Consider the following 25,935-nt stretch of genomic DNA (forward strand, 5'->3'; position numbering starts at 1 on the left):
TTAAGCGGGCGCGCCGAGAAGATCAAGAAGGCGGCTGACGTCTCGCCGGCTTTTCAGCTGCAAAACCGGGATATCAGGGCCATAGCGATCGATACCAGCAACGACGAGCGGCGAAAACCGCTGCTCGAAAGTCCAGATGTAGGTGAGGAATTCGCGGTCCGGCAGCTGTTCGCGGCAGCCGGGCGCCATGTCCGGCCGTGTCTTGCCGAGGTGAAAGAACGCGCGCTTGCAAATGCCCCAGAGGCAGATCCATCGCGGCATGCGCACCCAGATGATGAACTGCGTGCGCGGCACGCGGATATCGAAGGTCGAGGGGCCGGTGCCGTCCATCAGCCAGGCTTCCCCGTTGACAACCTCGGTGATCAGCGCGCGCTCCTCGGCCTTCTCGCGCTTGACCCAGCCGGGCAGCCAGAAGAATTCCCTGTCCATCGAGACATGCCGCAGGCTGAGAAGGCCGGCAATTTTTCGCGACAGCGTGCTCTTGCCCCCGCCGGAGCAGCCGACGACCATGATGCGCCCTGAGCCGCGGATCAGGCTGACGGCTTGGTCGAGATCGTCCATATAGGCCGGCATCGCATCGCTCCGCATTTCGGCAAACAAAAAGCCGCGGCGAAAATCGCCGCGGCTTCTCGAAAATGCAAGCAGGGATTTTATTCTGCGGCGATCAGCAGCTTCTTTTCGCGCGCCGCTTTCAAACGGGCGAAGTCGTCGCCGGCGTGATGCGAGGAGCGCGTCAGCGGGCTCGAAGCAACCATCAGGAAGCCCTTGGTGTAAGCAACGGTCTCGTAGGACTTGAATTCCTCCGGCGTCACGAAGCTTTCGACCTTGTGGTGCTTGCGGGTCGGCTGCAGATACTGGCCGATCGTCAGGAAGTCGACGTCGGCGGTGCGCAGGTCGTCCATCAGCTGCAGCACTTCGTTGCGCTCTTCGCCGAGGCCGACCATGATGCCTGATTTGGTGAACATGGTCGGATCCAGTTCCTTCACGCGCTGAAGCAGGCGGATGGAGTGGAAATAGCGGGCGCCGGGACGGACGGTCAGGTAGTTGCCGGCGACGGTTTCCATATTGTGGTTGAAAACGTCTGGCTTGGCGGCGACGACACGCTCCAGCGCACCGGGCTTCTTCAAAAAGTCAGGGGTCAGGATTTCGATCGTCGTCATCGGCGAGGCCTCGCGGATCGCCCAGATGACCTTCTCGAAATGCTCGGCACCGCCGTCTTCCAGGTCGTCGCGGTCAACGGAGGTGATGACGACGTGGCTGAGGCCCATCTGCTTGACGGCCTTGGCGACGTTCTCGGGCTCTGCCATATCCAGCGCATTCGGCTTGCCGGTGGAGACGTTGCAGAAGGCACAGGCGCGGGTACAGATCTCGCCCATGATCATGAAGGTGGCGTGCTTCTTGTCCCAGCACTCGCCGATATTCGGGCAGCCGGCTTCCTCGCACACGGTGACGAGCTTGTGCTCCTTCACGATCGAGCGGGTTTCGGCATAGCCCTTGGAGGTCGGCGCCTTTACACGGATCCATTCCGGCTTGCGCAGAACTTCCTGGTCCGGCCGGTGGGCCTTTTCCGGATGGCGCACGCGCTTGGCGTCGGGATTGATCGTGTCGAGAATGGTTACCATTACCGTGTCAACTTTCCGCCGCCCCAATGCGGCTTCATCAGTCTGCACATAAGTCTTTTAGCCGTCCGTTACAATCGGCCGATCATGTGCATCATCGCCGGACGAGCCGGGCGAAGAATATCAGCAGGCAAGCGCCCAGGAATCCGGTGACGAAGTAGCCAAGCCGCCCGCCGGCCACTTCGATATGGAACTGCGCCAGGATTGCGGTCGCGACGACCGAGCCGACGATACCGAGCACGATATTCAGCAGAATGCCGTATCGCGCATCCATCAGCTTGCCCGCGAGCCAGCCCGCAAAACCGCCGATGATGATTGCCGCCAGCCAGCCTACGCCTTCCATATCCGTCCTTCCGTTTCCCGGTCTGCCTACGCTATCGCCCTGGCGATCAGCACCACGATGATGGCGCCGACGGTGGCGTGAATGATCTGTACAACCAATGCATTTTCAATGCCGAGCGAGATGCCCAGCGCATTGAACAGAAAGCCACCGACGAAGGCGCCGATGATGCCGCTCAGCAAGCACCGGATCAAACCGCCGCCGCCAACCACGAGGCTTGCCAGAAAGCCAGCGACGAGCCCGATCAGCAGGAAGATGAGCAGTGCCTGCGTACCCATTGACATGATGATTTCCTTTCGTTTTTCCGCCCCGTCAGGACAGTTCACACCATCCTGATAGAGAGGGCGGAAACGGAAATTATCAAGCGTTCAGCACGCGACCGTAAGCGTCGAGCACGGCTTCCTTCATCGATTCCGAAACGGTCGGATGCGGGAAGATCGTGTGCATCAGTTCTTCTTCGGTCGTTTCCAGGTTCATGGCGACGACAAAGCCTTGGATGAGCTCGGTGACTTCGGCACCGACCATGTGGGCGCCGAGCAGTTCGCCGGTCTTCTTGTCGAAGATGACCTTGACCATGCCCTGGTCTTCGCCGAGCGCGATCGCCTTGCCGTTGGCGACGAAGGAGAAGCGGCCGACGCGGATGTCGCGGCCCTGTTCCTTGGCCTTGGCTTCGGTGAGGCCGACCGAGGCGACCTGCGGGTTGCAATAGGTGCAGCCCGGGACCTTGCTCTTGTCGGTCGGGTGGACGTTCGGCAGGCCGGCGATCTTCTCGATGCAGACGACGCCTTCATGCTCGGCCTTGTGGGCGAGCATCGGCGGGCCGGCGACGTCGCCGATGGCGTAGATGCCGGGCACGTTCGTCTTGCCGTAGCCGTCGATGACGACGCAGCCGCGGTCGGTCTTCACGCCGAGCGCCTCGAGGCCGAGATTTTCGATATTGCCCTGAACGCCGACGGCCGAGATCATCCGGTCAGCGGTGATCTGCTGCGATTTGCCATCAGCTGTCTCGACGGTCGCGGTAACGCTGTCTGCGCCCTTTTCGACCTTGGTGATCTTAGCGCTGGTGAAGATCTTCAGCCCACGCTTTTCGAGCTGCTTGCGGGCGATCGCGGTGATCTCAGCGTCCTCGACCGGCATGATCGTCGGCATGACTTCGACGACGGTGACGTCGACGCCCATCGAGCGGTAGAAGCTCGCGAATTCGATGCCGATGGCACCCGAGCCCATGACGATCAGCGACTTCGGCAGGACATCCGGCTTCAGCGCTTCGAAATAGGTCCAGATCAGCTTGCCATCCGGCTCGATGCCCGGCAAAGCGCGCGGACGGGCGCCGGTGGCGATGATGATGTGCTTGGCCGTATAGGTACCGGCTTCGCTCTTGATGTTCTTCGGCAGCGGATGCTGCGGCTCGACGACAGGCTTCGAGGACTTGGAAACGGTGATCTCGCCGGGCTTGGTGATCTTCGCCTCGCCCCAGATGACATCGACCTTATTCTTCTTCATCAGAAAGCCGACGCCGGCATTCAGGCGACCGGAGACGGCGCGCGAGCGGGCGACGACGGCCTTGGTATCAGCCTTGACCGAACCTTCGAGAACCAAGCCGTAATCCTTCAGGTGGTTCGAATGATCGAGAATTTCGGCGGAGCGCAGCAGCGCCTTGGTCGGGATGCAGCCCCAGTTGAGGCAAATGCCGCCCAGGTGCTCGCGCTCGACGATCGCGACCTTCAGACCGAGCTGACCGGCGCGCACCGCAGCGACATAGCCGCCCGGACCAGAACCGATGATGATGACGTCGTAGTTCTCAGCCATGTTTCCTGCCTTTTTATCCGGCGAGGCGGGTCAAAAGCACCCACTCGTGTTTCTTGCTGCTTTCGAAAAGCGGTACGGCGTCAGCGCGCGCCGCTTCCGAAAATCCATTCTTCTTGTACAGCGCGAGCGCTGCGTCATTGTCGCTTGCGGTGATCAGGCTGACCGGCAATCCGTTTGCCCTGTCGATCTGGTCACCGAGAAGCTTCATTCCAATACCGATACCGCGCAGATGGCGGTAGACCGCGAGCGTGCCGATGAACCAGCCACCGGCGACCGTCTTCTGCATGGCGATGACGGGCGCCAGTGCGGGACGGTCCGTCTTGAGGGCGTGGATCCCCTCGCCCAACTCGTATCCGACTGCAGCGCCCGCGACCTCGCCGTAAGCTTCGGCAACGACTGCGTTCTGCCAGCTACCCCATTCGCCGTCCCGGCTCATCTTCAGCCGGCCATGCTCCAGAGGCGTATCGGTCTTGCCGTTGGCAACCTCCCAAAACCACAGCCAGGAGGCAAAGCCATGCGAGCCGATATCGACGAGGATCGCGAGCTCGGCCGCATCCTTCCGTTCCGCCGCTCTAAGCGCTGCGAAAGCGCCGCCCATGGTCACAGCCCCAGCATCATCCGGACGATCGATTCCATGCCGCGCCCGAGAGCGCGGGTATTCTCGGCATCGAGATGGATGCCGTCGAGCGGCGTCGTCTTGGCGACGGAATTGCCGTCGAAGAAGCCGCAGCCGAGTTCGTCGGCGAGATCGCGGTAGAGCGTCGCAAGCTTCGCAGACTCTTCGATGCCCCCGGGAACGATGCAGCGAAGGGCACGTTGCCCGTCGCGCAGATCGCCGGCGGCGCCACGATCAGGATGTCCGGACCGTCGAACTCGAAGGGCCAGGCGTGATTGCGGATCAGCCGCACCAGCCGGGCGATGCCCTGGCAGGCGGCAAAAGCCGAACCCGCCACGACAGGCTTCATGTCGTTGGTGCCGAGCAGGATGATGATGAGATCGAGCGGCGCATGCGTCTGCAGAATGGTCGGCAGGATGCGTGCGCCGTTGCGGTCGCAATCGGCAAGATGGTCGTCGAAGGCGGTGGTCCGGCCGTTCAGACCTTCGGCGATGACGCGGACATCGCTGCCGAGAGCGGCTTGCAGCGCGCTCGGCCAGCGATCTTCATAGGCGTGGCGGCCGATCGTCTCGGCGCTGTAGCCCCAGGTCAGCGAGTCGCCATAGCAAAGAACGGTCTTCGTCATTTCCGCCTCCGCCCTTTGATCAGACCAGCATGCCCATCGGGTTTTCGATGTAGCCCTTGAACGCCTGCAGCACCTCGGCTCCGAGAGCGCCGTCTACGCAACGGTGGTCGGTCGAGAGCGTGACGCTCATGACGGTGGCAATCGCCATTTCGCCCTTCTTGACGATGACACGCTGCTCGCCTGCGCCGACCGCGAGGATCGTTGCATGCGGCGGGTTGATGACGGCGGCAAACTGCTTGACGCCCATCATGCCCATGTTCGACACCGACGTGGTACCGCCCTGGTATTCCTCAGGCTTCAGCTTGCGGTCCTTGGCGCGCTTGCCGAGGTCCTTCATCTCGTTGGAGATTGCCGAGAGCGTCTTCAGCTCCGCCTTGCGGACGATCGGGGTGATCAAGCCACCCGGGATGGAGACAGCAACGCCGACATCGGCGTTCTTGTGCTTGACCATCGCATTTTCGGTCCAGGAAACGTTTGCATCCGGAACGTCGCGAAGAGCAAGCGCCATCGCCTTGATGACCATGTCGTTGACCGACAGCTTGTAGGCCGGAACGCCGTCCTTGGACTTCGGTGCGGCATCGTTGAGCTGGGCACGGAGCGCCAGAAGCGCATCGAGTTCGCAATCGACGGTGACGTAGAAGTGCGGAACGGTCTGCTTGGATTCGACCAGGCGCTTGGCAATGACCTTGCGCATGCCGTCATGCGGCACGAGTTCATAGGAACCGGCTTCGAACAGCTTGAGAACGGCCTCGTCGGAAGCGCCCTTCGGGGCTGCGGCAGGTGCCGGTGCGGCGGCCTGCGGCGCTGCTGCGGCCGGAGCCTTGGCACCACCGCCGGCGACGGCAGCTTCGATGTCGCTCTTGACGACGCGGCCATGCGGACCGGAACCGGAAACGGCAGAAAGGTCGATACCGGCTTCCTTGGCAAGGCGGCGGGCGAGCGGCGACGAGAAGGTGCGGTTGCCGGACGAGGCTGCGGCAGCAGGTGCTGCGGCCGGAGCCGGAGCAGCAGCGGCCGGAGCCGGCTGGGCAGCAGCAGGTGCGGCTTCCGCCTTCGGCGCCGGTGCGGCTTCGGCCTTCGGTGCAGAACCTGCACCGCTTGCGGCAGCCTTCACGTCTTCGCCTTCGGCAGCCAGAACCGCGATCAGCGCGTTGACCTTGACGCCTTCGGTACCGGCGGGAACGACGATCTTGGCAACGGTGCCTTCGTCGACGGCTTCGACTTCCATCGTCGCCTTGTCGGTTTCGATCTCGGCGATGACGTCACCGGACTTGACGGTGTCGCCTTCCTTGACGAGCCACTTGGCCAGGTTGCCCTCTTCCATGGTCGGAGACAGGGCAGGCATCGTAATATTAATGGGCATTGTCTCTCTCTCCCGGCATCTCACTTACCAGTTCAAGTCTCTTCCCACGAATAGTTCTACCGATACTCGCGAAGAGGAAATAGTTTAGCGTAAAAAAGGAAGCGCCTAGAACCACGACAAGCTGTACCGCCATACGGATCACCCCCAACGCTTGCTCGGACAGCTGAAAAAGCCCTCCGAGCAAGGCGATGAAGAAGCCCGAAACAAACGTCCAAACGACAACAACCAATGCCGTCGAAAGAAGATGCTTCCAATATACCGACCAAGTAATCGGCATCAGCGACTCGACGTTAGCCACGCGCAATCCCTTACTTGTAGCAGACGGTTTTCACTGCCTGGACGACTTCGTCGACATTCGGCAGCGCCAGCTTCTCGAGGTTTGCGGCGTAGGGCATCGGAACGTCCTTGCCGGCGATCGTCAGAACCGGTGCATCGAGGTAATCGAAGGCCTGCTGCATGACACGGGTGGCGATTTCGGTGCCGACCGAGTTCTGCGGGTAGCCTTCCTCGACGGTGACGAGGCGGCCGGTCTTCTTGACGGATTCGATGACCGTCGGGAGGTCCATTGGACGCAGCGTACGCAGGTCGATCAGTTCGGCGTCGATGCCGATCTTCTCGAGCTCGGCCACAGCCTTGACCGCATAGGTCATGCCGATGCCGAAGGATACGATGGTGACGTCCTTGCCCTGGCGGTGGATGCGCGCCTTGCCGATCGGCAGAACGAAATTGTCGAGCTTCGGCACGTCGAAGTGCTGGCCGTAGAGAATTTCGTTTTCGAGGAAGACGACCGGGTTCGGATCGCGGATCGCAGCCTTGAGCAGGCCCTTGGCGTCAGCTGCCGTGTAGGGCATGACGACCTTGAGGCCGGGGATCTGGCTGTACCAGGAAGCATAATCTTGGCTGTGCTGTGCGCCGACGCGGGCTGCAGCGCCGTTCGGGCCGCGGAAGACGATCGGAGCGCCCATCTGGCCGCCGGACATATAGAGCGTCTTGGCAGCGGAGTTGATGATCTGGTCGATCGCCTGCATGGCGAAGTTGAAGGTCATGAACTCGACGATCGGCTTCAGGCCGGCCATGGCAGCGCCGACGCCGACGCCGGCAAAGCCGTGTTCGGTGATCGGGGTGTCGATGACGCGGCGTGCGCCGAATTCCTGCAGGAGACCCTGGGTGACCTTGTAGGCGCCCTGATATTCGGCAACTTCTTCGCCCATGACGAAGACGCTGTCGTCAGCGCGCATTTCTTCGGCCATCGCGTCACGCAGTGCTTCGCGAACGGTCATGGAGACCATTTCAGTGCCGGCCGGGATTTCCGGATCGTTCGGCACGGATGCCTTGGGCTCGGCCGGGACCGGAGCGGCAGCCGACTTCTGTTCGGTTGCGGCAGGCGCCGGAGCAGCGGCGGCCGGAGCCGGCTCAGCAGCAGGAGCAGCCGACGAAATATCGGCAGCCGATTCGCCGTCCTGCAGCAGGATCGCGATCTTGGCGTTGACCTTGACGTTTTCGGTGCCGGCCGGGACCAGCAGCTTGCCGATCACGCCTTCATCGACGGCTTCGACTTCCATCGTCGCCTTGTCGGTTTCGATTTCGGCAATCACGTCACCCGAGGTGACCTTGTCGCCTTCATTCTTGAGCCACTTGGACAGCGTGCCTTCTTCCATCGTCGGAGAGAGGGCGGGCATGAGGATATCGATAGGCATTGGTTCCCTCCCCGATTAGAGCAGAATGTCGGTGTAGAGCTCGGATGCATCCGGCTCCGGATCGTTCTGGGCGAAATCGGCACTGTCGGCGACGATGTCACGGACATCCTTGTCGATCGTCTTCAGATCGTCTTCGGAAGCCCAGCCCTTTTCGACGAGGCGAGCCTTGACCTGCTCGATCGGATCCTGCTCGGAGCGCATCTTCTGCACTTCTTCCTTGGTGCGATACTTCGCCGGGTCGGACATCGAGTGGCCGCGATAGCGATAGGTTAGCATTTCCAGGATGATCGGGCCCTTGCCGGAGCGGCAATGCTCGAGCGCTTCGTCTGCGGCAGCCTTGACGGCGCGCACATCCATGCCGTCCACCTGGACGCCCGGAATGCCGAAGCCCGAACCGCGCAGCGAGTAGTTCGACTGCGCCGTCGCGCGGGCGGTCGAGGTGCCCATGGCGTAACGGTTGTTTTCGACGATATAGATGATCGGCAGCTTCCAGAGCGCCGCCATGTTGAAGCTTTCGTAGACCTGGCCCTGGTTGGCAGCGCCATCACCGAAATAGGCGACGCTGACCGAGTCGTTGCCGCGGTAGCGGTTGGCGAAAGCCAGGCCCGTGCCGAGCGACACCTGGGCGCCGACGATGCCGTGGCCGCCGTAGAAGTGCTTTTCCTTGGAGAACATGTGCATGGAGCCGCCCTTCCCGTGGGAATAGCCGCCCTTGCGTCCGGTGAGTTCCGCCATGACGCCGCGGGCGCTCATGCCGGTTGCCAGCATGTGGCCGTGGTCACGGTAAGCCGTGATGACCTGGTCGCCTTCTTTCTGCGCCATCTGCATGCCGACAACGACAGCTTCCTGGCCGATATAAAGGTGACAGAAACCACCGATGAAGCCCATGCCGTAAAGCTGACCGGCCTTCTCTTCGAAGCGGCGGATCAGAAGCATCTCGCGATAGGCCTTGAGCTCCTCATCGCGCGTAAAATCGGCAACCGGACCACCATTGGAGGCCTTGGCTGCGGATTTCGTGCTGGTTTTACGGCTGGAAACGGTCGCGTTCTTGCGAGGCGCCATACAACCCTCCCTATGGGTTTGTCGTTCTTCGAGTGGCGCGTACCATAGGGAAGAAAGATGGCCACAGCAATGCCATAAATGCATGGCACGTATTCAGGATTAAGCCACTGATAATTCTATCGAATTATCGATTAACCAGTATTCGGTTAATTGGAATATGAATTGAATATGACGACCTCGTCGGCGCGAGACATATTCAGCTGGTAACGGGCTTTTTCGTCCAGCATATCCTTATCGAGAGAGCCATCACTCAGCAGCGCGACCTGCTGCTCGATATGCTCGCGCTTGGCCTTCAGCGTCGCCAATTCCTTCTCGCGGGCAATGCGCCGCTGCTCGAAGACTTCGGTGGCACGCAGGCCGTAATCGCCATGGATGCAATGATAGCCGAAATAGGAGAGAAAGGCGACCGTCATGGCCGGAACCACGAACCGGCCGATCTTCTTTTTCTTATGATGCTTTGTCCACATACACACACATGCTCTAAAACGCATTACCTATGCGAAGAGAGTAGCGCTCAGAGATTAACCGTCCGTTGACTATGAATTCTTGTGGGCAAGAAAAAACCCGCGCCGGTGAAGCGCGGGTTTCAAGGCATTGAGCTTTAAGGGCTATCAGCCGCGGATGATCGAACGGCCGGCATAGCGGGCCTGCGGGCCGAGACCCTCTTCGATGCGGATCAGCTGGTTGTATTTTGCCAGACGATCCGAGCGCGACAGCGAGCCGGTCTTGATCTGACCGCAGTTGGTGGCAACTGCGAGATCGGCGATCGTGGAATCTTCGGTTTCGCCCGAACGGTGCGACATGACGGCGGTGTAGGCTGCCTTGTGCGCGGTGTTGACGGCGTCGAGCGTCTCGGTCAGCGAGCCGATCTGGTTGACCTTGACGAGGATCGAGTTGGCAACGCCCATCTTGATACCATCGCGCAGGCGAGCCGAGTTGGTGACGAACAGATCGTCGCCGACCAGCTGAACCTTCTTGCCGGCGAGATCGGTCAGGGCCTTCCAGCCGTCCCAATCGTCTTCAGCCATGCCGTCTTCGATCGAGATGATCGGGTACTGGGCGGCGAGCTGTGCGAGGTATTCGGCCATGGCGCCTGATTCCAGCGTGCGTCCCTCGCCTTCGAGAACGTACTTGCCGTCCTTGAAGAATTCGGTCGCTGCGCAGTCGAGGCCGAGATAGATGTCTTCGCCCGGCTTGTAGCCAGCCTTTTCGATCGACTTCATGATGAAGTCGAGGGCTTCAGGGGCGCTCTTCAGGCCCGGTGCGAAACCGCCTTCGTCACCAACGTTGGTGTTGTGGCCCTGAGCCGACAGTTCCTTCTTGAGGACGTGGAAGACTTCCGAGCCCATGCGGACGGCTTCGCGGATCGAGTCGGCGCCAACCGGCAGGATCATGAATTCCTGGAAGTCGATCGGGTTGTCGGCATGTGCGCCGCCGTTGATGATGTTCATCATCGGAACCGGCAGGAGGTGAGCCGAAGCGCCACCGACGTAGCGGTAGAGCGGCAGGCCGGCGGCCTGAGCAGCAGCCTTGGCGACAGCGAGCGAAACGCCGAGGATGGCGTTGGCGCCGAGACGCGACTTGTTCGGCGTGCCATCCAGCTCGATCATGATGTTGTCGATCTGGATCTGGTTTTCGGCATCGATGCCGCCGATGGCATCGAAGATCTCGGTGTTGGCGGCTTCGACAGCCTTTTCGACACCCTTGCCGAGATAGCGCTTGCCGCCATCGCGAACTTCAACGGCTTCATGCGCGCCGGTCGAAGCGCCCGACGGAACAGCCGCACGGCCCATGCTGCCATCTTCGAGATAGACATCGACTTCGACGGTGGGGTTGCCACGGCTATCGAGGATCTCGCGGGCGATGATATCGGTAATTGCAGTCATGGGTTTCTTCCTGCTCGGTGGGTGGATAAATCGTTTGAAATCGTCTTAATCGAAGGCACGCAGATTGCAATGGCGTTTTCACAGCCGTTTTTGAGCCGCCTAACATGCCTTCGTTTCAGGCCACCTGCGTGGCCTATTACAAGATCATGTCAGCCTTTTGAATGTCAGGCCGACTTTGCGATCGCATCGAACGCCAGAAGCTTTTCGAGAAGCCGCGGCATGTCCTTCAGATAGACCATGTTCGGGCCATCCGACGGCGCATTGTCAGGATCCTCATGCGTCTCGACGAAGACGCCGGCGACACCGACGGCGACGGCCGCACGCGCCAAGGTCTCGACGAATTCGCGCTGGCCGCCACTCGATCCGCCCTGCCCGCCCGGCTGCTGCACCGAATGCGTGGCATCGAAGATCACAGGCGCGCCCATGGCCGCCATGATCGGCAGCGAGCGCATGTCGGAGACCAGCGTGTTGTAACCAAAGGAAGCACCGCGCTCGCAGAGCAGGATGTTCGGGTTGCCCGTCTCGTTCAGCTTGGCGAGAACGTTCTTCATATCCCACGGAGCCAGGAACTGGCCCTTCTTGACGTTGACGGCGCGGCCGGTCTTGGCCGCAGCAACTAGAAGGTCGGTCTGGCGCGAGAGGAAAGCCGGGATTTGCAGGATGTCGACGACGGTTGCGACCTCCGCACACTGCTCCTCGGTATGAATGTCCGTCAGAACCGGGAAGCCGAATTCCTTCTTCAGGTCAGAGAAGACTTCGAGCGACTTGTCGAGGCCGATGCCGCGCTGCGCCGAGAGCGAGGTGCGGTTCGCCTTGTCGAAGGAAGACTTGTAGACGAGGCCGATGCCGAGCTTCTTGCAGAGTTCGCTCAGAACACCGGCGATCATGAAGGCATGTTCGCGGCTTTCCATCTGGCAGGGTCCAGCGATGATCGACAGCTTGCCGGCATTGGAAAAGGTAACGCGGCCAGCGCCTTCGCCGACGGCGACTTCTGCATTGGTGTTGCTCATTGGGTCTCCTCGAAGGCGAAGATCGCGCCTTGTCCCGGCGCCGGCTTCACCAATAGACGATTGTTCATATTCACGTAGGTGATCCCGTTAGCAGCCAAATGCGCCGCTGTCACGGCCAGATCAGCGACTGTAAAGACGATTGCCCGCGCCCGCAGGCCGTTATCGGTGCCAAGCGGCTCGACATCGAAATAGGCCTCCATCCCTTCTTCGGAATAGATGGCGATCCGGACATTACTGAGGGCGAAGGAAAGGCCGAAGGCGGCCTCACCGGGCGCAACGCCGCCACTTGCCGTCTGCAACAGCGACGCGAAGGCGTCGGGTTCCTCCGCGCTGAGGGCAATCTCGACAATGCCGAGAACGCCGTTGGCATGAGTCTCCAGCACCTTGCGATCGGCCGGAAAGGCGTTGATCCGCTGGCAGGCGAAAAAGAAGACATCGGGCGCCCTCAGATCGGCGGCAAAGGCGAGCTTGAAGGCGCCGGTCGCCTGCGTTCCATCGGGCATGACGATCGGGCGCGAGAACTCCACCATGTCACCGCCGCTCAGCTGCGCGCCATCATAGGCGGCCCTGTCCGCATCGGCATCGTCAGTGCCGAAGACGACTGCCGAGAAGCCATCATCGCCGCAGCGGAAGCGGAAGGCCTGGTCGCGGGCGACAAAGCTGTTGCCCTTGGCGGCGGCGGCATCGCACTCCGCCTGGCTCGCGATGCCGAGCGGCTCCAGATAAGTCTTGTCGGCGAGGAAGACGCAGGCATTCTCCGTTCCGAACGGATGACGGCCATTGGCGGCGACGGTGAAACCGAGACGGCCGAGTCGCTCGCGGGCGACATCGATGTGGGTGACGGGCAGTACCAGATGATCGAGCGGATGCGTCATGGCGGTTCCCTCCGGTGAAGCCGGCAGAGATTTGCACGCCGCGCCGGGCAAAGCGCAAGCGCGGATAACCAATCCGGCAAAGAAACTTTCAAAAATGACGAAAAATGACGGGAAGTTTTACCAATATTTAGGCACTTGCGGAACACATATGGAACATATAGTGTCCGTTCTGGCTTTGTTTCACGAATCTGGGGAAAGACTTCGATGCTGACGCGCAAACAACAGGAGCTTCTCCTCTTCATTCACGAGCGGATGAAGGAGTCCGGCGTACCGCCGTCCTTCGACGAAATGAAGGATGCGCTCGACCTCGCCTCTAAGTCGGGCATTCATCGCCTGATCACAGCGCTCGAAGAGCGCGGCTTCATTCGCCGCCTACCGAACCGCGCCCGCGCACTGGAAGTCATCAAGCTGCCCGAGGCCTACAGCCCCAGCATCCAGCCGCGCCGCGGCTTCTCGCCAAGCGTCATCGAAGGCAGCCTCGGCAAGCCGCAGCCCGTTGCGCCGCCGAAGCCGGCGAACGAAGACAATAGCAGCTCGATCTCGGTTCCCGTCATGGGCCGCATCGCCGCCGGTGTGCCGATTTCTGCGATCCAGCAGAACACCCACGACATCACCGTTCCCGCCGATATGCTCGGAAACGGTGAGCACTATGCGCTTGAGGTCAAGGGCGACTCGATGATCGAGGCCGGCATCTTCGACGGCGACACCGTCATCATCCGCAATACCAATACCGCCAATGCCGGCGATATCGTCGTCGCCCTTGTCGACGATGAAGAAGCGACGCTGAAGCGGTTCCGCCGCAAGGGCGCATCAATCGCACTCGAAGCTGCCAATCCGGCCTACGAGACCCGTATCTTCGGGCCTGATCGCGTCAAGGTTCAGGGCAAGCTTGTCGGCCTTATCCGCCGCTATCACTGACTGGCCCTTCATCGCCATCGAAAGTGCCGCTGCGCCAGTCATAGGCGCGGTGGCGGGTCCAGGGGCGGTCGAGATCCTCGAAGGATGCGGTGACCGCTGCAGCGCCTCCATCGAAGCGCAACTCGACAGAGCCTGTCTTTCTTAAGGTAGCGCCGGTAAAAAGCAGTGCGCCAGAGCGGCAGCTTTCGAGCCGCAGGCGCACCGGTGTGACGACGATATCGGATGCATCGCAGGCGGGGCCGAGGTAAGCGGCATTGTCGATGACCGTCAGCACCGAGCCGTTCTCCAGCTTTGCCGTGCACCAGGCTTTCTTTACGCAGGAAAACCGCTCTTCCCTGGCATTGGCCGTGATTGCGCTCTGCGCTTCCTGCTGTTGCGCTGGTGTCAGCCTTAATCTTTCGCCCGGCGGCGCGGGACCGATGCCGATGTGATGAAGATCGGCTCGCGATGGCTGTCCAGCACCAGAGCCCGTTTCCACTGATCGAAGATGAAACCCGGCGGGCGCTCGCGATTGGTGGCGATTGCGCTGGAACCGATGATCCCCGCCATGCTGCCGTCCTCAGCAATGACGATCTTCGGTGGGGGCTTCTCGGGAAGCATGACGACCACAAGCGTCGACAGGGCCATGATTGCCGTGCCGATGTGCCTCAGCCGGGTGCGCAGCAGGGTCAATAGCAGGAAGCCCGCGACCGCAGCCGGGAAATACCAGGCAGGCAACCGGCCGACGCCGATATCACCGCCCCAGGACGAGACGGTCTTGGCGATCGCGATCACCAGATCGAGACCGAAGCCGACCACCTGCCAGGCCCAGGCATCCAGCCCGAACGGCATCAACAGCATCGCAAGCAGCCCGGCCGGCATGATGACGAAGGAGATGACGGGCATGGCGGCGAGATTGGCAGGCAGGCCATAGGCCGTCAGCCGGTGAAAATGCTCGATCGAGAACAGCGCCGTCGAGAAACCGCCGATGACGGAGGTGAGCAGGATGCCGCCGAAGAAGCCGGCCGCCGATGACATGAGCCTGACCGCCCGCAATTTCGCAAATGGCTTGTCGCGCGCCGGCCGCTCCTTCCAGAGCGCATAGCCGGCGACCAGCGCCAGCGTCGCGGCAAAGGACATCTGAAAGCTCGGCCCCATGATTTCCGAGGGCGAGATGGCGATGATGATCAGTGCCGAAAGCGCCACATTGCGCAAACTGATCGACGGCCGGTCGAAGAACACCGCCGTCAGCATGATCGCCATCATGATGAAGGCGCGCTCGGCGGAAACTGCGAAGCCGGAAATCAGGAAATAGGCGGTGACGGCCGCAAGCGCTCCGGCGGCGGCGATCTTCTTGACCGGATAGGCCTGGGCGACGGACGGAAACAGGCTGAGCAGCGTGCGGAACCCGACGAAGAAGATGCCGGCAGACAGCGCCATGTTGAGGCCCGATATGGCGATGATATGCGCGAGGCCTGATTGCCGGAGTGCCTCCGTAGTTTCTGCCGAAATGGCCCGAAAGCGCCGGTATCGCCGGGCAAAATGCCCCTGATGCGATCGCCGATGCCGCTTCTCAGCCGGTAGAGCCACTCGAAGGCGCTGTCGGTCAGCGAATGCTCGTCTGCGGCTCCCGGCGTCACCGCCGTTGGCGCCCCATAGAAAAACCCATTGGCGCCAACGCGATCGAAATAGGATGAGAAGGCGAAGTCGTTGAGACCGGGGAGTGCCGGACCGGAGGGTGGCGTCAGCCGCGCCCTGCCCTTCACCCAGGTTCCCGTCTCGAACTCGGACTTGGCGCCGCGGGCGATGACAGTCACCCGGGCGGGCGGGCGTTTCACCACCGGGTTTTCGGTTGCGCGCAATGACAGCAGATAGCGCCAGCCGCCGCGGCCATCGCTTTCCCGGCGCTCGACCCGTCCTGTGAGCGTCGTCGTCACGGCGGAATCAAGGAGGATGGTCTCGGCTCTCCACGTTTCGAATTGCGCAGTCGCGACGCCTGCCGCTACCAACGTCAATGCGGCGATCACGACGCGCATCCCCTCCCGCGCCCGATCGGTGAAGACCAGCAGAGTGAACAGCACCGCGATGAAGAAAAGTGGCATGATCGGCGAGACGCTGGTGCCGGCCGCAAACCACGCCACGGCACCAAAGCCGAGCGCAACCGGCGCGAAGAGCATGCGTCCACCGTAGGCGAGCTCTTCGTCGGCGCATTTCGGGATGGCGCCTATCGCGCGCCCGATGGATGATCGGAGTCGATAAGCGCTGAGCGTGGCCGGTACGTGCCGCGTTGGCACGGGCACGAGGCCAGAATAGGCGCGCGCTGGCTCAAGATGCGGCAATTTGGCCGCATCCCCCGAAAGTTCCAGGCTGATCTCGCTGCTTTTCAACCCCGGCATGTAAAGAGCCTTGCGACCCATTAAAATACAACCAAGATGCAACCCTGCGCGCGTTTCAGCAACAATAATCGATTGAAAAAACGCAAAAAATCGTGAGTGCAAAAAGCCTAAATAAATCATCGGCTTCCGCTATGCGTTTACAGCATCGCAGGAGTGCCTAAAAGTTGATACTGCGATGCACAAAATGGCGTCACGGTAACTTGGCATTAGGCGCGCTATCATATAGCAATCTGAGCGGACGCTTAACCCTATGGCGCTTTTATGGCGCCGCCGCCAATTTGGAGGATCAGAATGACGGATCAAAGCGCAACAATCAAAATCGGCGACAAGTCCGCCAATCTTTCCGTAAAGAGCGGAACGATTGGGCCAGATGTCATCGATATCGGCGCACTCTACAAAAACACCGGCTCCTTCACGTACGATCCTGGTTTCACCTCGACCGCATCCTGTGAATCGAAGATCACCTACATCGATGGCGATGAGGGCGTTCTCTTGCACCGCGGCTATCCGATCGAGCAGCTGGCCGAGCACGGCGACTTCCTGGAAGTCTGCTATCTCCTGCTTTACGGCGAACTGCCGACGGCAGCTCAGAAGAAGGACTTCGACCACCGCGTGACGCACCACACAATGGTGCACGAACAGATGAGCCGCTTCTTCACCGGCTTCCGCCGCGATGCGCATCCGATGGCCGTCATGTGCGGCTGTGTCGGCGCCCTGTCGGCCTTCTACCACGACTCGACCGACATCACCGATCCGCACCAGCGCATGGTCGCTTCGCTGCGCATGATCGCCAAGATGCCGACGCTGGCCGCAATGGCCTACAAGTACCACATCGGCCAGCCCTTCGTTTACCCGAAGAACGACCTCGATTACGCGTCGAACTTCCTGCGCATGTGCTTTGCCGTTCCCTGCGAAGAGTACACGGTCAATCCGGTTCTCTCCCGCGCCATGGACCGTATCTTCATCCTGCATGCGGACCACGAGCAGAACGCTTCGACCTCGACCGTTCGTCTCGCCGGCTCTTCGGGTGCAAACCCGTTCGCCTGCATCGCGGCCGGCATTGCCTGCCTCTGGGGCCCTGCTCACGGCGGCGCCAACGAAGCAGCGCTCAACATGCTGTCGGAGATCGGCTCCGTCGATCGTATCCCCGAATATGTCGCACGCGCCAAGGACAAGAACGATCCGTTCCGCCTGATGGGCTTTGGTCACCGCGTCTACAAGAACTACGATCCGCGCGCCAAGATCATGCAGAAGACGACGCATGAAGTTCTCGGCGAACTCGGCATCAAGGACGATCCGCTTCTCGAAGTGGCGATGGAACTCGAGCGCATTGCGCTCACCGACGAGTATTTCATCGAGAAGAAGCTCTACCCGAACATCGACTTCTACTCGGGTATCACGCTGAAGGCTCTCGGCTTCCCCACGACCATGTTCACCGTTCTCTTCGCTCTCGCCCGCACCGTCGGCTGGATCGCTCAGTGGAACGAAATGATCGAGGATCCGCAGCAGCGCATCGGCCGCCCGCGCCAGCTCTATATCGGTGAAGCACAGCGCGATTACGTTCCGGTTTCCAAGCGCTAAGCGCCCGGACAATCTAAAAACAAGAAACCCGGTCAGCGATGACCGGGTTTTTTCTTGTCCAGAACGTCGAGAACGATCTCCGCCGCCTTCTCTCCGGGTGGCTTTTCCGTCTGCATGCGCTGCCAGACGAGATCGTAGCCTTCCAGCATGGTGCGCCGCTGCGCGGTATCGCCGGACAGCCGCTCCATCCAGCGGGCAAGCGCTCCGCCACGGACGCTGTCGTTGAAATATTCGGGTACCACGGCGTAATCGGCAATCAGGTTCGGGATCGCCGCCGTCCAGGTCTTGATGCGCGAGGTCATCAGCGAGATGATCCAGTCGGTCTTGTAGGTCGAGACCGTCGGCACGCCGGCGAGCGCGAGCTCGAGGATCACCGTTCCGGAGGCAGCAAGCGCCGCATCGGCCTCGCCGAAGGCCCGCCACTTGGCATCGCTGCCGATCAAGATTTCGGGCTGCACTTTCCACTGCGATACCAGCTCGCGCACCAGAGCCTCGCGGCGGCTGACCGTGGGCATGACGAAGCGGACGCTGCCATCGCGCGCCAGGAGATCATTTGCCGCATCCTCGAAGAAGGGCATCAGCTTGGATATCTCGGTCGAGCGCGAGCCCGGCAGCAGCATGATCGTCTTGCCTTGCTCCGGCGAGATGGCTCGGGCAGCGCGGCTGCTTCGCGCAGCCAGCAGATTTGCGTCCGCAGTCAGCCTGTGTCCGACATAGGTGGTCGCCGGGCCGCCGAGGCGCTGCATAACTTCAGGCTCGAAAGGCAGAACGGCGAGCACATGATCGACGTAGCCGAGCATGCGCTGGGCTCGGTATTCCTTCCAGGCCCAGACACTCGGACAGACGTAGTTGACGACCGGCAGATCAGGCAGCGCCGTGCGCACGCGCTTGGCAACGCGATGAGTGAAATCGGGGCTGTCTATGATGATCAGGATGTCGGGCTTGGCCGCAATCAGCGCCGCCGTTGTCTGGCGGATCAGCCTGTAGAGCGTTGGAAGCTTGGCGAGCACCTGACTGATGCCCATGATCGACAGTTCGGAATAGTCGAACAGCGATTTGAGGCCCTGCGCTTCGAGCGCCTCTCCGCCGACGCCAACGAGTTCGACGGGCCGTCATGGATGCGCTTCAGGGCAGCGATGAGATCGCCGCCGAGCAGATCGCCGGATACTTCGCCGGCAATGATGCCGATCTTCAAATGGCGGCTCATGCGAGCCCCCAGGACGGCAGGCCGCGATCCAGTCCAGTGACAAAGAGGCCGGAGGCATTGGCAGCAGCGATCAGCGCTTCGCGTTCCAGCACCAGTGCCCTGCCCGCCTCGACGGCTATCCCCGCCAAACCGGCCTTCCTGGCATTTTCAACAGTTGACGGCCCGATCGAGGGCAGATCAGCGCGCAGATCCTGCTGCGGCTTGCAGAGCTTGACGAGGACGCCCTTGCGGCGGGCGGAAATGCGACCTGCTGTGCGCAACGAGGCGACACGCTCCAGCATTCCGTCGGTACCTTCGGGGCCTTCGAGCGCAACAACGCGGCCGCCGACGGAAACGGCACCCTGTCCGACATCGAGCAGCCCCAATGCATTTGCTGCCTCGGCCGCCTTCAGGATATCGGTGATGTCATCCTTGCCTGGTGCGACCACACCGGCCGGCCCCACCGAGGCCAGCAGATCAGGTGCGATCTCCTGGGCGCCGATGACGCGGCGGCCATCAGTTTCGATAAGCTTGATGACCATTTGCAGCACCGTGTCATCGCCGCCAGAGAGCAGCGTCCGTATGACCGAGGGTACCTTGCCGATCGTCTTCCAGCTGGGTCGTATCTCACGCCATTCCGGGCGGCGGCGAACGCCACCGGACATGACGACGCGGCGGATGTCATTCTTACAGAAAATGCCTTCGAGCGCCGCGAAATCGGCGACGCCGATGACGGCGTGGTCGTAGTCCTGCCATGAGCGGTCGAGCTCGCCCTTCAGGGAGATGATGAAAGGTTCATCGCCGGCGGCGCGGGCGGCCTCTGCGACATAAGCCGGCAAAAGGCCGTTGCCGGCGATGATCGCCAGACGGCCTTTTGCAGCGTCACCAGCCAGAGACACACTCAGCCTTTCTGTCCCCGCGTCGGCGAAGACAGCGCCCGGTCGCTTTCAGCAGCGATGAAATCGAGGATCTCGACCACCTGCGGGCAATCGGCATATTCGGCGCGGATCGCAGCAGCATTGTCGCGCACCGAATTGGCACCTTCGAAGATTGCCTTGTAGGCACGGCGAACGATGTGGATGACGGCGCGGTCGATGCCTGCACGCGTCATGCCCACGACGTTGAGGCCACCGAGAAGGCCCGGATTGCCGTTCAGCATGCCGTAGGGAATGACGTCGTAGCTGACGGCGGAGAGACCGCCGACGAAAGCCTGGCGGCCGACGCGGGTGAACTGATGGACGGCACAGCCGCCGCCGAGAATGACGCGATCCTCGATTGTGACGTGGCCGGCCAGCATGACGTTGTTCGACATGATGACGTTGTTGCCGACGCGGCAATCATGCGCCACATGCGAATTGGCGAGGAAGAGATTGTTGTTGCCGACGATCGTCTTGCCGCCGAAATCCGACGTGCCGGTGTTGATCGTCACGCCTTCGCGCATCGTGCAGTTTTCGCCGATGGTCAAGGTCGTCTCTTCGCCGGCGTGATGGACGCTCTGCGGATCGCCGCCGATCACGGCCATCGGGAAGACTTTCGAGCCCTTGCCGAGCTCAGTGCGGCCCGTCACGATCGAATGCGGATGCAGATGCACGTTATCATGAAGCGTCACCTTCGGCCCGACATAGGCGAAGGGGCCGATCGTCACGTTCTCGCCGATGACGGCGCCGTCTTCGACGACGGCCATCGGGTGAATACGTGCGCTGGCAGCAACCGTGCTCATGCCTGGTCCTTACGCAGGATCATCGCGCCGATATCGGCTTCCGCCGCAAGGTTGCCATCAACCTTGGCGTCGCAATGGAACTTCCAGATATTGCCACGCTGCTTCAGCTTCTTGACGTGGAATTCAACGCGGTCGCCCGGGATAACCGGCTTGCGGAAACGGGCATTGTCGATCGTCATGAAGTAGACGAGGTTGCCGTTCGAGCCGTCCTTGCGGGCGCAGATAGCACCAGCCGTCTGTGCCATGCCCTCGATCAGGAGCACGCCAGGCATGATCGGCGATTCCGGGAAATGGCCGGTGAACTGCGGCTCGTTAGCGGTGACGTTCTTGATACCGATCGCAGAATCGTCGCCATCGATCTCGATGATCTTGTCGACCATCAGGAACGGATAGCGATGCGGCAGGAGCTTCATGATCTCGATGATGTCAGCCGACGAAAGAGAAGCCTTTGCTTCTTCAGTCATTCCTTGTCTCCCGTTTTACTCGCCCGCGCACCGGAGCGTATCATTATTTCCGCGGACTCGCGCAGGAAATCCTTGATCGGACGCGCCGGGATGCCGCCATAGCGCTCGCCTGCAGGGATGCTCTGCACGACGCCACTCTTGGCGGCGATCTGCACGCCGCTGCCAATGGTAATATGGCCGTTGAGGCCCGCCTGACCACCGATCTGCACGCCGTCCCCGATCACGGTACTGCCGGCAATGCCGACCTGCGAGACGATGGCGCAATGGCGGCCGATCTTGACGTTATGGCCGATCTGCACCTGGTTATCGATCTTGGTGCCTTCGCCGATCACCGTATCGTCCATGGTGCCGCGATCGATCGTCGCGTTGGCGCCGATCTCGACATTGTCCTGGATGATGACGCGGCCGATCTGAACGATCTTGATCATGCCGCGCGGTCCCGGCGCATAGCCGAAGCCATCCTGGCCGATACGGGCACCATTATGGATGATCACGTGATTGCCGAGGAAGGCACAGAGAACGCTGGCGCCGCTCGCAATCGAGCAGTTCCGGCCGATCTTGACGCCCTGCCCGATGATCGCGCCTGCGCCGATGCGCGTGCCAGTGCCGATCTCGACATTGGCACCGATGATCGCGAGAGGCTCAACGACGACGCCGGCTTCCAGCTTGGCAGTCGGGTCGATGACGGCGCCGGTACCAACAGTCGCGTCGTCCGACATGGCCGGAAGCGGCTGCAGCGCAGACGGGTGAAGGTAGCCACCCGCCATGGCAAAAGCCGCATGCGGGTTTTTCGACACGAGAGCCGGGATATGCGGCGGGATCGCCGACAACAGCGCGGGATCGCACAGCACGGCTGATGCCTCGCAGGTCTCAAGCTCGGCTTTGCTCTTCCGCGAGATCACATAGCAAAGGTCACCCGCCTGGGCCCGGTTGACCGGAGCCACAGAGCGAATGATCACATCTGCCTTTGATGCATCGGGAAGTTCTGCCCCGAGATATTGGGCGAGCTCAGAGAGCGTCACCCCATCCCGAGGCTTGAAGAACGAATTTTGCTCCATCGGCAATGCTCCAGAACGGAATTCCAGTATGGTTCCGGACTGCCGATATCAGAATTGGTTGTTGATGCCAAACTTGAAGTACTGCGTCTTGTCGTAGTCCTTCTTGAGTACCGGCATCGCGTAGTCGACGCGGAGAGCGCCGAACGGAGACTGCCAGATCAAGCCAAGACCGACCGACGCACGGAGCGCAGCATCTTCACCATTGACCGTTTCAGGGCTGGTGACCTTCACGTCGTTGCCGAACAGCGTGCCTGCATCGGCGAAGACGGCACCACGCAGACCGAAGTCACGCGGGAAACCAGGCATCGGGAAGGATGCTTCAGCCGAAACCGTAAAGTAGGTCGTGCCACCGAGCGGATCATCCGGACCATTGCCGACGCGCGGGCCGATACCCTTGTTTTCGAAGCCACGGATATCGCTGTTCCCCAGCGTGAACTGGTCGAAGATGTTCAGGTCCTTGCCGAGGCCGACGACATAACCAGCACCAGCAGAGAGCGAGCCGATGATGTCGGCGTCGTCAGCGAGCAGGTGATAGTAGCGGGCCTTACCGTAGACCTTGTAGAACTGCGAGTCGCCGCCGAGGCCTGCGATTTCGTTGGTCAGCGTTGCGTAGATACCTTCACGCGGCAACGTCATATCGTCGAGCGTGTTGTAGGTGAAGGTCTGCGAGACCGACGACTTGATCCACGGACCGTTGTTGACGAGATCCTGATACGGCGTCGACAGATCGCTCAGATCGCTACCGCTGGAGTCATAGTCCATACGCTTGAAGTTATAGCGGAAGGTCGAAGCCAAATCTTCGGTGATCGGCGCAGTTGCGCGCAGAACCAGGCTGTCTTCCGTGTAGTCGTAGTTGTCGTTGCTCGAGGTCTCGCTGTGGTTCAGGTCGAAACCGGTCGCGAGGCGATAGCCGAGGAAGTAGGGCTCGGTGAAGCTCAGGCCGTAGCTCTGCGAACCTTCGAGACCACCACCGGCCGAAACCTTGATGTACTGGCCGCGGCCGAGGAAGTTCTTTTCTTCGATCGAGGCTTCGAGGATGAGGCCGTCGCCACCAGCAGCGTAGCCGGCGCCGATACCGAACGAACCGGTCGACTGATCCTGGACATCGACGACAACGACGACGCGGTCCGGAGCGCTGCCCGGCTGCGTGCTGATGTTGACCGACGAGAAGAAGCCGAGAGCTTCGAGGCGGCGCTTCGCCTTGGTGATCATCTGCTGATTGAATGCATCGCCTTCAGAGACGTCGAATTCGCGGCGGATGACGTAGTCGCGGGTGCGGCTGTTGCCGCGGATTTCGATGCGCTCGATGTAAGCACGCTCGCCCTGGTCGACGAGATATTCGACGCCGATCGTGTTGTTGCCGAGGTCGCGGTTGCCGCGCGGCGTGACACGGGCGAACGGATAGCCTGCCGAAGCAACCTGATCGGAGATCGCTTCCATGGACTGCTGAACGCTCTTAGCGCTATAGACTTCACCTTCATGCGTCTTGACGAGGCCCTGCAGCTGCTCGCCGCTGACGCCATCGACGGTCGACTGAACGGTGACAGCGCCGAAGTTGTAGCGCGGGCCTTCTTCGATATTGAAGGTCAGCGTGTACTTGTTCGTGGTTTCGTCGAACTGGGCGTCGGACGAGACGATCTTGAAGTCGGCATAGCCGCGATTGAAGTAGAACTGGCGCAGCGCTTCTTCGTCGGCGCGCAGCTTGTCTTCGTTGTAAACGTCCTTGCGCGTCAGGAACGACAGGAAGTTCGAGCGCTTCGTCTGAATGACGGCAGCGAGGCGGCCGGCACTGTAGGCATTGTTGCCTACGAAATTGATGGCGGCGATCTTGGTGCGATCACCTTCGTCGATCACGAAGGCAAGGTTCACGCGGCCTTCGCCGAGCGGAACGACCTGCGTCGTGACGTTGACTTCGCTACGGCCGGTGGCGGCGTAGGCTTCCTTGATGGCAGCGATGTCGGCCTGGATCTGCGCATCGTTGTACGGGCCAGAGGCGTGCGTACCAACGACGGACGCCAGCTTGTCGTCCTTGACCTTGCGGTTGCCGTTGAAGACGACCTGGTTGACCAGCTGCGCTTCCTGGACCTGCACGACGAGCGTGCCGCCGGAGACGGAGATCTTCACGTCGGAGAAGTAACCGGTGCCGTAGAGCTGCTTCACCGAGTCATCGATATCGGTGTTCGAGAAGCTCTTGCCCGGCTGAATGGTGAGGTTGGAACGCACAGCCTCCGCACCGACGCGGCTTGCCCCGCGTACATCGATGCGCTGAATGACTGCGGCTTCAGCCGCACTCGCAGAGACGATTGTAATGACACCTGCGCCCGAAGCCACAACACTTGCAGACAGCGCAACCGCCGATACTGCGTTCAAAAATCTTGAACCAGCCTTCATTTCACCCATTACCTTTTTTCTCGTCCCCGTCGCCGGGATAACCCCGATTCCGGCCACGTGTGTCGTTTTACCCGCTTTTGACATACAAGCAAGGTAGCAAGTTAATTTCTGTTTACTTCATTTCGAAGCGTGACCCATTCGCCACTACAGCTTTGAAACATCGTAAATAAACGGTAATTTTCCCTCGCCAGACGCCCTTATCCAATGAGCGCGCTTATGTCATTCCAAGTAGCAAAAACCATTAGCGAGAGCACCATAGCCAGACCAATGCGAAATGCAATTTCCTGAGCCGATGACCCCAAAGGTTTTCCCCTCACGGCTTCAATCGCATAGAACATCAGATGCCCGCCATCAAGTACCGGGACGGGCATGAGGTTAAGCAATCCAATAGAGACCGACAATACCGCTGCCAGTTGCAGCACCGCGGCAACACCAAGCGTCGCCATCTGGCCGGATGCCTGCGCAACGCGGATCGGTCCGCCGAGCTGGTCCGGCTTCATATATCCGGCAAAGAGATTGCCGATATATTTGAAGGTGCCAGTGACGATATGCCAGGTCTGGACCGTGCCTTCCTGGAGCGCCTGGACCGGCGTGTAGGTCTGGATCCGGAAATGGCCGACCTCCTGGTTGGTGACGATACCGATCAAGCCGATCTCGATCTTGTTGCCGAACTGGTCGGTCATATCGGTGCGCTTCGGCACCATCGGCAGATCCATCTTCTCGCCGTTGCGTTCGATGCTGACGACAATCTTCTGCTCGGGACGAATGCTGACATAGCGGCGGACATCGTCGAAGGTCTCGACCTTTCCGCCGTCAATCGCGATCAGCAGGTCTCCGGGAAGAATGCCTGCTTCTGCGGCAGCGCTCTCAGGCTTGACCTCGGCAACGACAGGATCAGCGACAGAGCGGCCGTAGATCGAGAAGAGCACCGTGAAGATGGCGATCGCCAGAATGAAATTGGCAATCGGACCGGCCGCTACCGTCGCCGCCCGCTTCCAGAGCTTGGCGCCGGCAAACGAGCGCGCCCGATCCTCGTCGGACATTGCGTCGAGAACACTGGTATCCGGCTTGCTCGATGCATCCTCGTCCCCGAAGAATCGCACATAGCCGCCGAGCGGGATGGCGGAAATCTTCCAGCGCGTGCCGTGGCGGTCGCTGAATCCGATGATTTCGGGGCCGAAGCCGACGGAAAAGGCCAGGATGCGGATGCCGCTCCAGCGGCCAACGAGATAGTGGCCCATCTCATGCACGAAAACGAGCAGTGAGAGCACCAATACAAAGGGGATAATATATCCCGTCAGGAAGCCGAATATACCGGTCAAGCCTTCCATAAGTTTCTT

General features: G+C 60.9%; 22 protein-coding genes and 3 pseudogenes. 2 read left to right on the forward strand and 23 right to left on the reverse strand.

The window, feature by feature from the left end:
* The 15 genes and pseudogenes from F2982_RS00255 to F2982_RS00325 all read right to left on the reverse strand — a co-directional run bounded on the left by F2982_RS00255 (nucleotide 1) and on the right by F2982_RS00325 (nucleotide 12,902).
* Nucleotides 1–573, reverse strand: a complete 573-nt coding sequence (locus tag F2982_RS00255; protein WP_203428928.1) for an AAA family ATPase — start codon at nucleotides 571–573, stop codon at nucleotides 1–3.
* 77 nt (nucleotides 574–650) lie between these two features.
* Nucleotides 651–1,622 carry a lipoyl synthase gene (lipA, locus tag F2982_RS00260; protein ID WP_112711775.1) on the reverse strand — a complete coding sequence of 324 codons (972 nt, stop codon included), beginning with the start codon at nucleotides 1,620–1,622 and terminating at the stop codon, nucleotides 651–653.
* 91 nt (nucleotides 1,623–1,713) lie between these two features.
* The gene (locus F2982_RS00265; RefSeq protein WP_112711773.1) at nucleotides 1,714–1,962 is read right to left on the reverse strand and encodes a GlsB/YeaQ/YmgE family stress response membrane protein; all 249 of its coding nucleotides are present in this window, start codon (nucleotides 1,960–1,962) and stop codon (nucleotides 1,714–1,716) included.
* A gap of 26 nt (nucleotides 1,963–1,988) precedes the next feature.
* Nucleotides 1,989–2,243, reverse strand: coding sequence for a GlsB/YeaQ/YmgE family stress response membrane protein (locus F2982_RS00270; RefSeq protein WP_112711771.1), 255 nt, complete (start codon nucleotides 2,241–2,243; stop codon nucleotides 1,989–1,991).
* A gap of 76 nt (nucleotides 2,244–2,319) precedes the next feature.
* Nucleotides 2,320–3,768 (reverse strand): dihydrolipoyl dehydrogenase, encoded by a 1,449-nt coding sequence (gene lpdA, locus F2982_RS00275; RefSeq protein WP_203428929.1) that lies wholly within the window; start codon nucleotides 3,766–3,768, stop codon nucleotides 2,320–2,322.
* A gap of 13 nt (nucleotides 3,769–3,781) precedes the next feature.
* Nucleotides 3,782–4,366, reverse strand: a complete 585-nt coding sequence (locus tag F2982_RS00280; protein ID WP_203428930.1) for a GNAT family N-acetyltransferase — start codon at nucleotides 4,364–4,366, stop codon at nucleotides 3,782–3,784.
* 2 nt (nucleotides 4,367–4,368) lie between these two features.
* Nucleotides 4,369–5,009, reverse strand: a pseudogene (locus tag F2982_RS00285) (SGNH/GDSL hydrolase family protein).
* A 19-nt stretch (nucleotides 5,010–5,028) separates the two neighbouring features.
* The gene (locus tag F2982_RS00290) at nucleotides 5,029–6,372 is read right to left on the reverse strand and encodes a pyruvate dehydrogenase complex dihydrolipoamide acetyltransferase (RefSeq protein ID WP_130278382.1); all 1,344 of its coding nucleotides are present in this window, start codon (nucleotides 6,370–6,372) and stop codon (nucleotides 5,029–5,031) included.
* Nucleotides 6,362–6,670, reverse strand: coding sequence for a hypothetical protein (locus F2982_RS00295; RefSeq protein ID WP_199629326.1), 309 nt, complete (start codon nucleotides 6,668–6,670; stop codon nucleotides 6,362–6,364). The genes F2982_RS00290 and F2982_RS00295 overlap by 11 nt, the downstream gene beginning before the upstream one ends.
* Before the next feature lie 10 nt (nucleotides 6,671–6,680).
* On the reverse strand, nucleotides 6,681–8,069 hold the full coding sequence (locus F2982_RS00300) for a pyruvate dehydrogenase complex E1 component subunit beta (protein WP_199629327.1): 1,389 nt from the start codon (nucleotides 8,067–8,069) through the stop codon (nucleotides 6,681–6,683).
* Between the two features lie 15 nt (nucleotides 8,070–8,084).
* Entirely contained in the window at nucleotides 8,085–9,131 is a 1,047-nt protein-coding gene (pdhA, locus tag F2982_RS00305) for a pyruvate dehydrogenase (acetyl-transferring) E1 component subunit alpha (RefSeq protein WP_112711759.1), read from the reverse strand.
* Nucleotides 9,132–9,277: 146 nt separating this feature from the next.
* A complete protein-coding gene (locus F2982_RS00310; protein ID WP_112518610.1) occupies nucleotides 9,278–9,598 on the reverse strand; it encodes a septum formation initiator family protein in 321 nt (106 codons plus the stop codon).
* 144 nt (nucleotides 9,599–9,742) lie between these two features.
* Nucleotides 9,743–11,017, reverse strand: a complete 1,275-nt coding sequence (gene eno, locus F2982_RS00315; protein WP_112711757.1) for a phosphopyruvate hydratase — start codon at nucleotides 11,015–11,017, stop codon at nucleotides 9,743–9,745.
* Nucleotides 11,018–11,181: 164 nt separating this feature from the next.
* Nucleotides 11,182–12,027: a 3-deoxy-8-phosphooctulonate synthase gene (gene kdsA / locus F2982_RS00320; protein ID WP_112711755.1), complete on the reverse strand. Its 846-nt coding sequence runs from the start codon at nucleotides 12,025–12,027 to the stop codon at nucleotides 11,182–11,184.
* Complete coding sequence (locus F2982_RS00325; protein ID WP_203428931.1) at nucleotides 12,024–12,902, reverse strand: VOC family protein; 879 nt, start codon at nucleotides 12,900–12,902, stop codon at nucleotides 12,024–12,026. Before F2982_RS00325 ends, kdsA begins: the two co-directional genes overlap by 4 nt.
* Nucleotides 12,903–13,106: 204 nt before the next feature.
* Here F2982_RS00325 and lexA point away from each other — a divergent pair, with 204 nt between their 5' ends.
* The gene (lexA, locus tag F2982_RS00330; RefSeq protein ID WP_112711751.1) at nucleotides 13,107–13,820 is read left to right on the forward strand and encodes a transcriptional repressor LexA; all 714 of its coding nucleotides are present in this window, start codon (nucleotides 13,107–13,109) and stop codon (nucleotides 13,818–13,820) included.
* Here the strand turns inward: lexA and F2982_RS00335 are convergent.
* A pseudogene (locus tag F2982_RS00335) lies at nucleotides 13,801–15,976 on the reverse strand (ComEC/Rec2 family competence protein). The gene lexA and the pseudogene F2982_RS00335 overlap by 20 nt on opposite strands.
* Nucleotides 15,977–16,486: 510 nt before the next feature.
* Between F2982_RS00335 and gltA the strand changes: the two are divergent.
* Nucleotides 16,487–17,776, forward strand: coding sequence for a citrate synthase (gltA, locus tag F2982_RS00340; RefSeq protein WP_112711747.1), 1,290 nt, complete (start codon nucleotides 16,487–16,489; stop codon nucleotides 17,774–17,776).
* Nucleotides 17,777–17,808: 32 nt separating this feature from the next.
* Here the strand turns inward: gltA and lpxB are convergent.
* The 7 genes and pseudogenes from lpxB to rseP all read right to left on the reverse strand — a co-directional run bounded on the left by lpxB (nucleotide 17,809) and on the right by rseP (nucleotide 25,926).
* Nucleotides 17,809–18,983: pseudogene (gene lpxB / locus F2982_RS00345) on the reverse strand (lipid-A-disaccharide synthase).
* Complete coding sequence (locus tag F2982_RS00350; RefSeq protein ID WP_203428932.1) at nucleotides 18,980–19,861, reverse strand: LpxI family protein; 882 nt, start codon at nucleotides 19,859–19,861, stop codon at nucleotides 18,980–18,982. The pseudogene lpxB and the gene F2982_RS00350 overlap by 4 nt, the downstream one beginning before the upstream one ends.
* A 2-nt stretch (nucleotides 19,862–19,863) precedes the next feature.
* Entirely contained in the window at nucleotides 19,864–20,682 is an 819-nt protein-coding gene (gene lpxA / locus F2982_RS00355; RefSeq protein WP_203428933.1) for an acyl-ACP--UDP-N-acetylglucosamine O-acyltransferase, read from the reverse strand.
* Entirely contained in the window at nucleotides 20,679–21,146 is a 468-nt protein-coding gene (gene fabZ / locus F2982_RS00360; protein WP_112711739.1) for a 3-hydroxyacyl-ACP dehydratase FabZ, read from the reverse strand. The genes lpxA and fabZ overlap by 4 nt, the downstream gene beginning before the upstream one ends.
* Nucleotides 21,143–22,204 carry a UDP-3-O-(3-hydroxymyristoyl)glucosamine N-acyltransferase gene (lpxD, locus tag F2982_RS00365; protein ID WP_203428934.1) on the reverse strand — a complete coding sequence of 354 codons (1,062 nt, stop codon included), beginning with the start codon at nucleotides 22,202–22,204 and terminating at the stop codon, nucleotides 21,143–21,145. The genes fabZ and lpxD overlap by 4 nt, the downstream gene beginning before the upstream one ends.
* Before the next feature lie 48 nt (nucleotides 22,205–22,252).
* Complete coding sequence (gene bamA, locus F2982_RS00370; RefSeq protein WP_203429986.1) at nucleotides 22,253–24,595, reverse strand: outer membrane protein assembly factor BamA; 2,343 nt, start codon at nucleotides 24,593–24,595, stop codon at nucleotides 22,253–22,255.
* A 197-nt stretch (nucleotides 24,596–24,792) separates the two neighbouring features.
* On the reverse strand, nucleotides 24,793–25,926 hold the full coding sequence (gene rseP, locus F2982_RS00375; protein ID WP_112711735.1) for an RIP metalloprotease RseP: 1,134 nt from the start codon (nucleotides 25,924–25,926) through the stop codon (nucleotides 24,793–24,795).
* Between the last annotated feature and the right edge of the window lie 9 nt (nucleotides 25,927–25,935).

This window comes from Rhizobium sp. BG4 (assembly GCF_016864575.1).
In the GTDB taxonomy this organism is placed as follows: Bacteria; Pseudomonadota; Alphaproteobacteria; order Rhizobiales; family Rhizobiaceae; genus Rhizobium.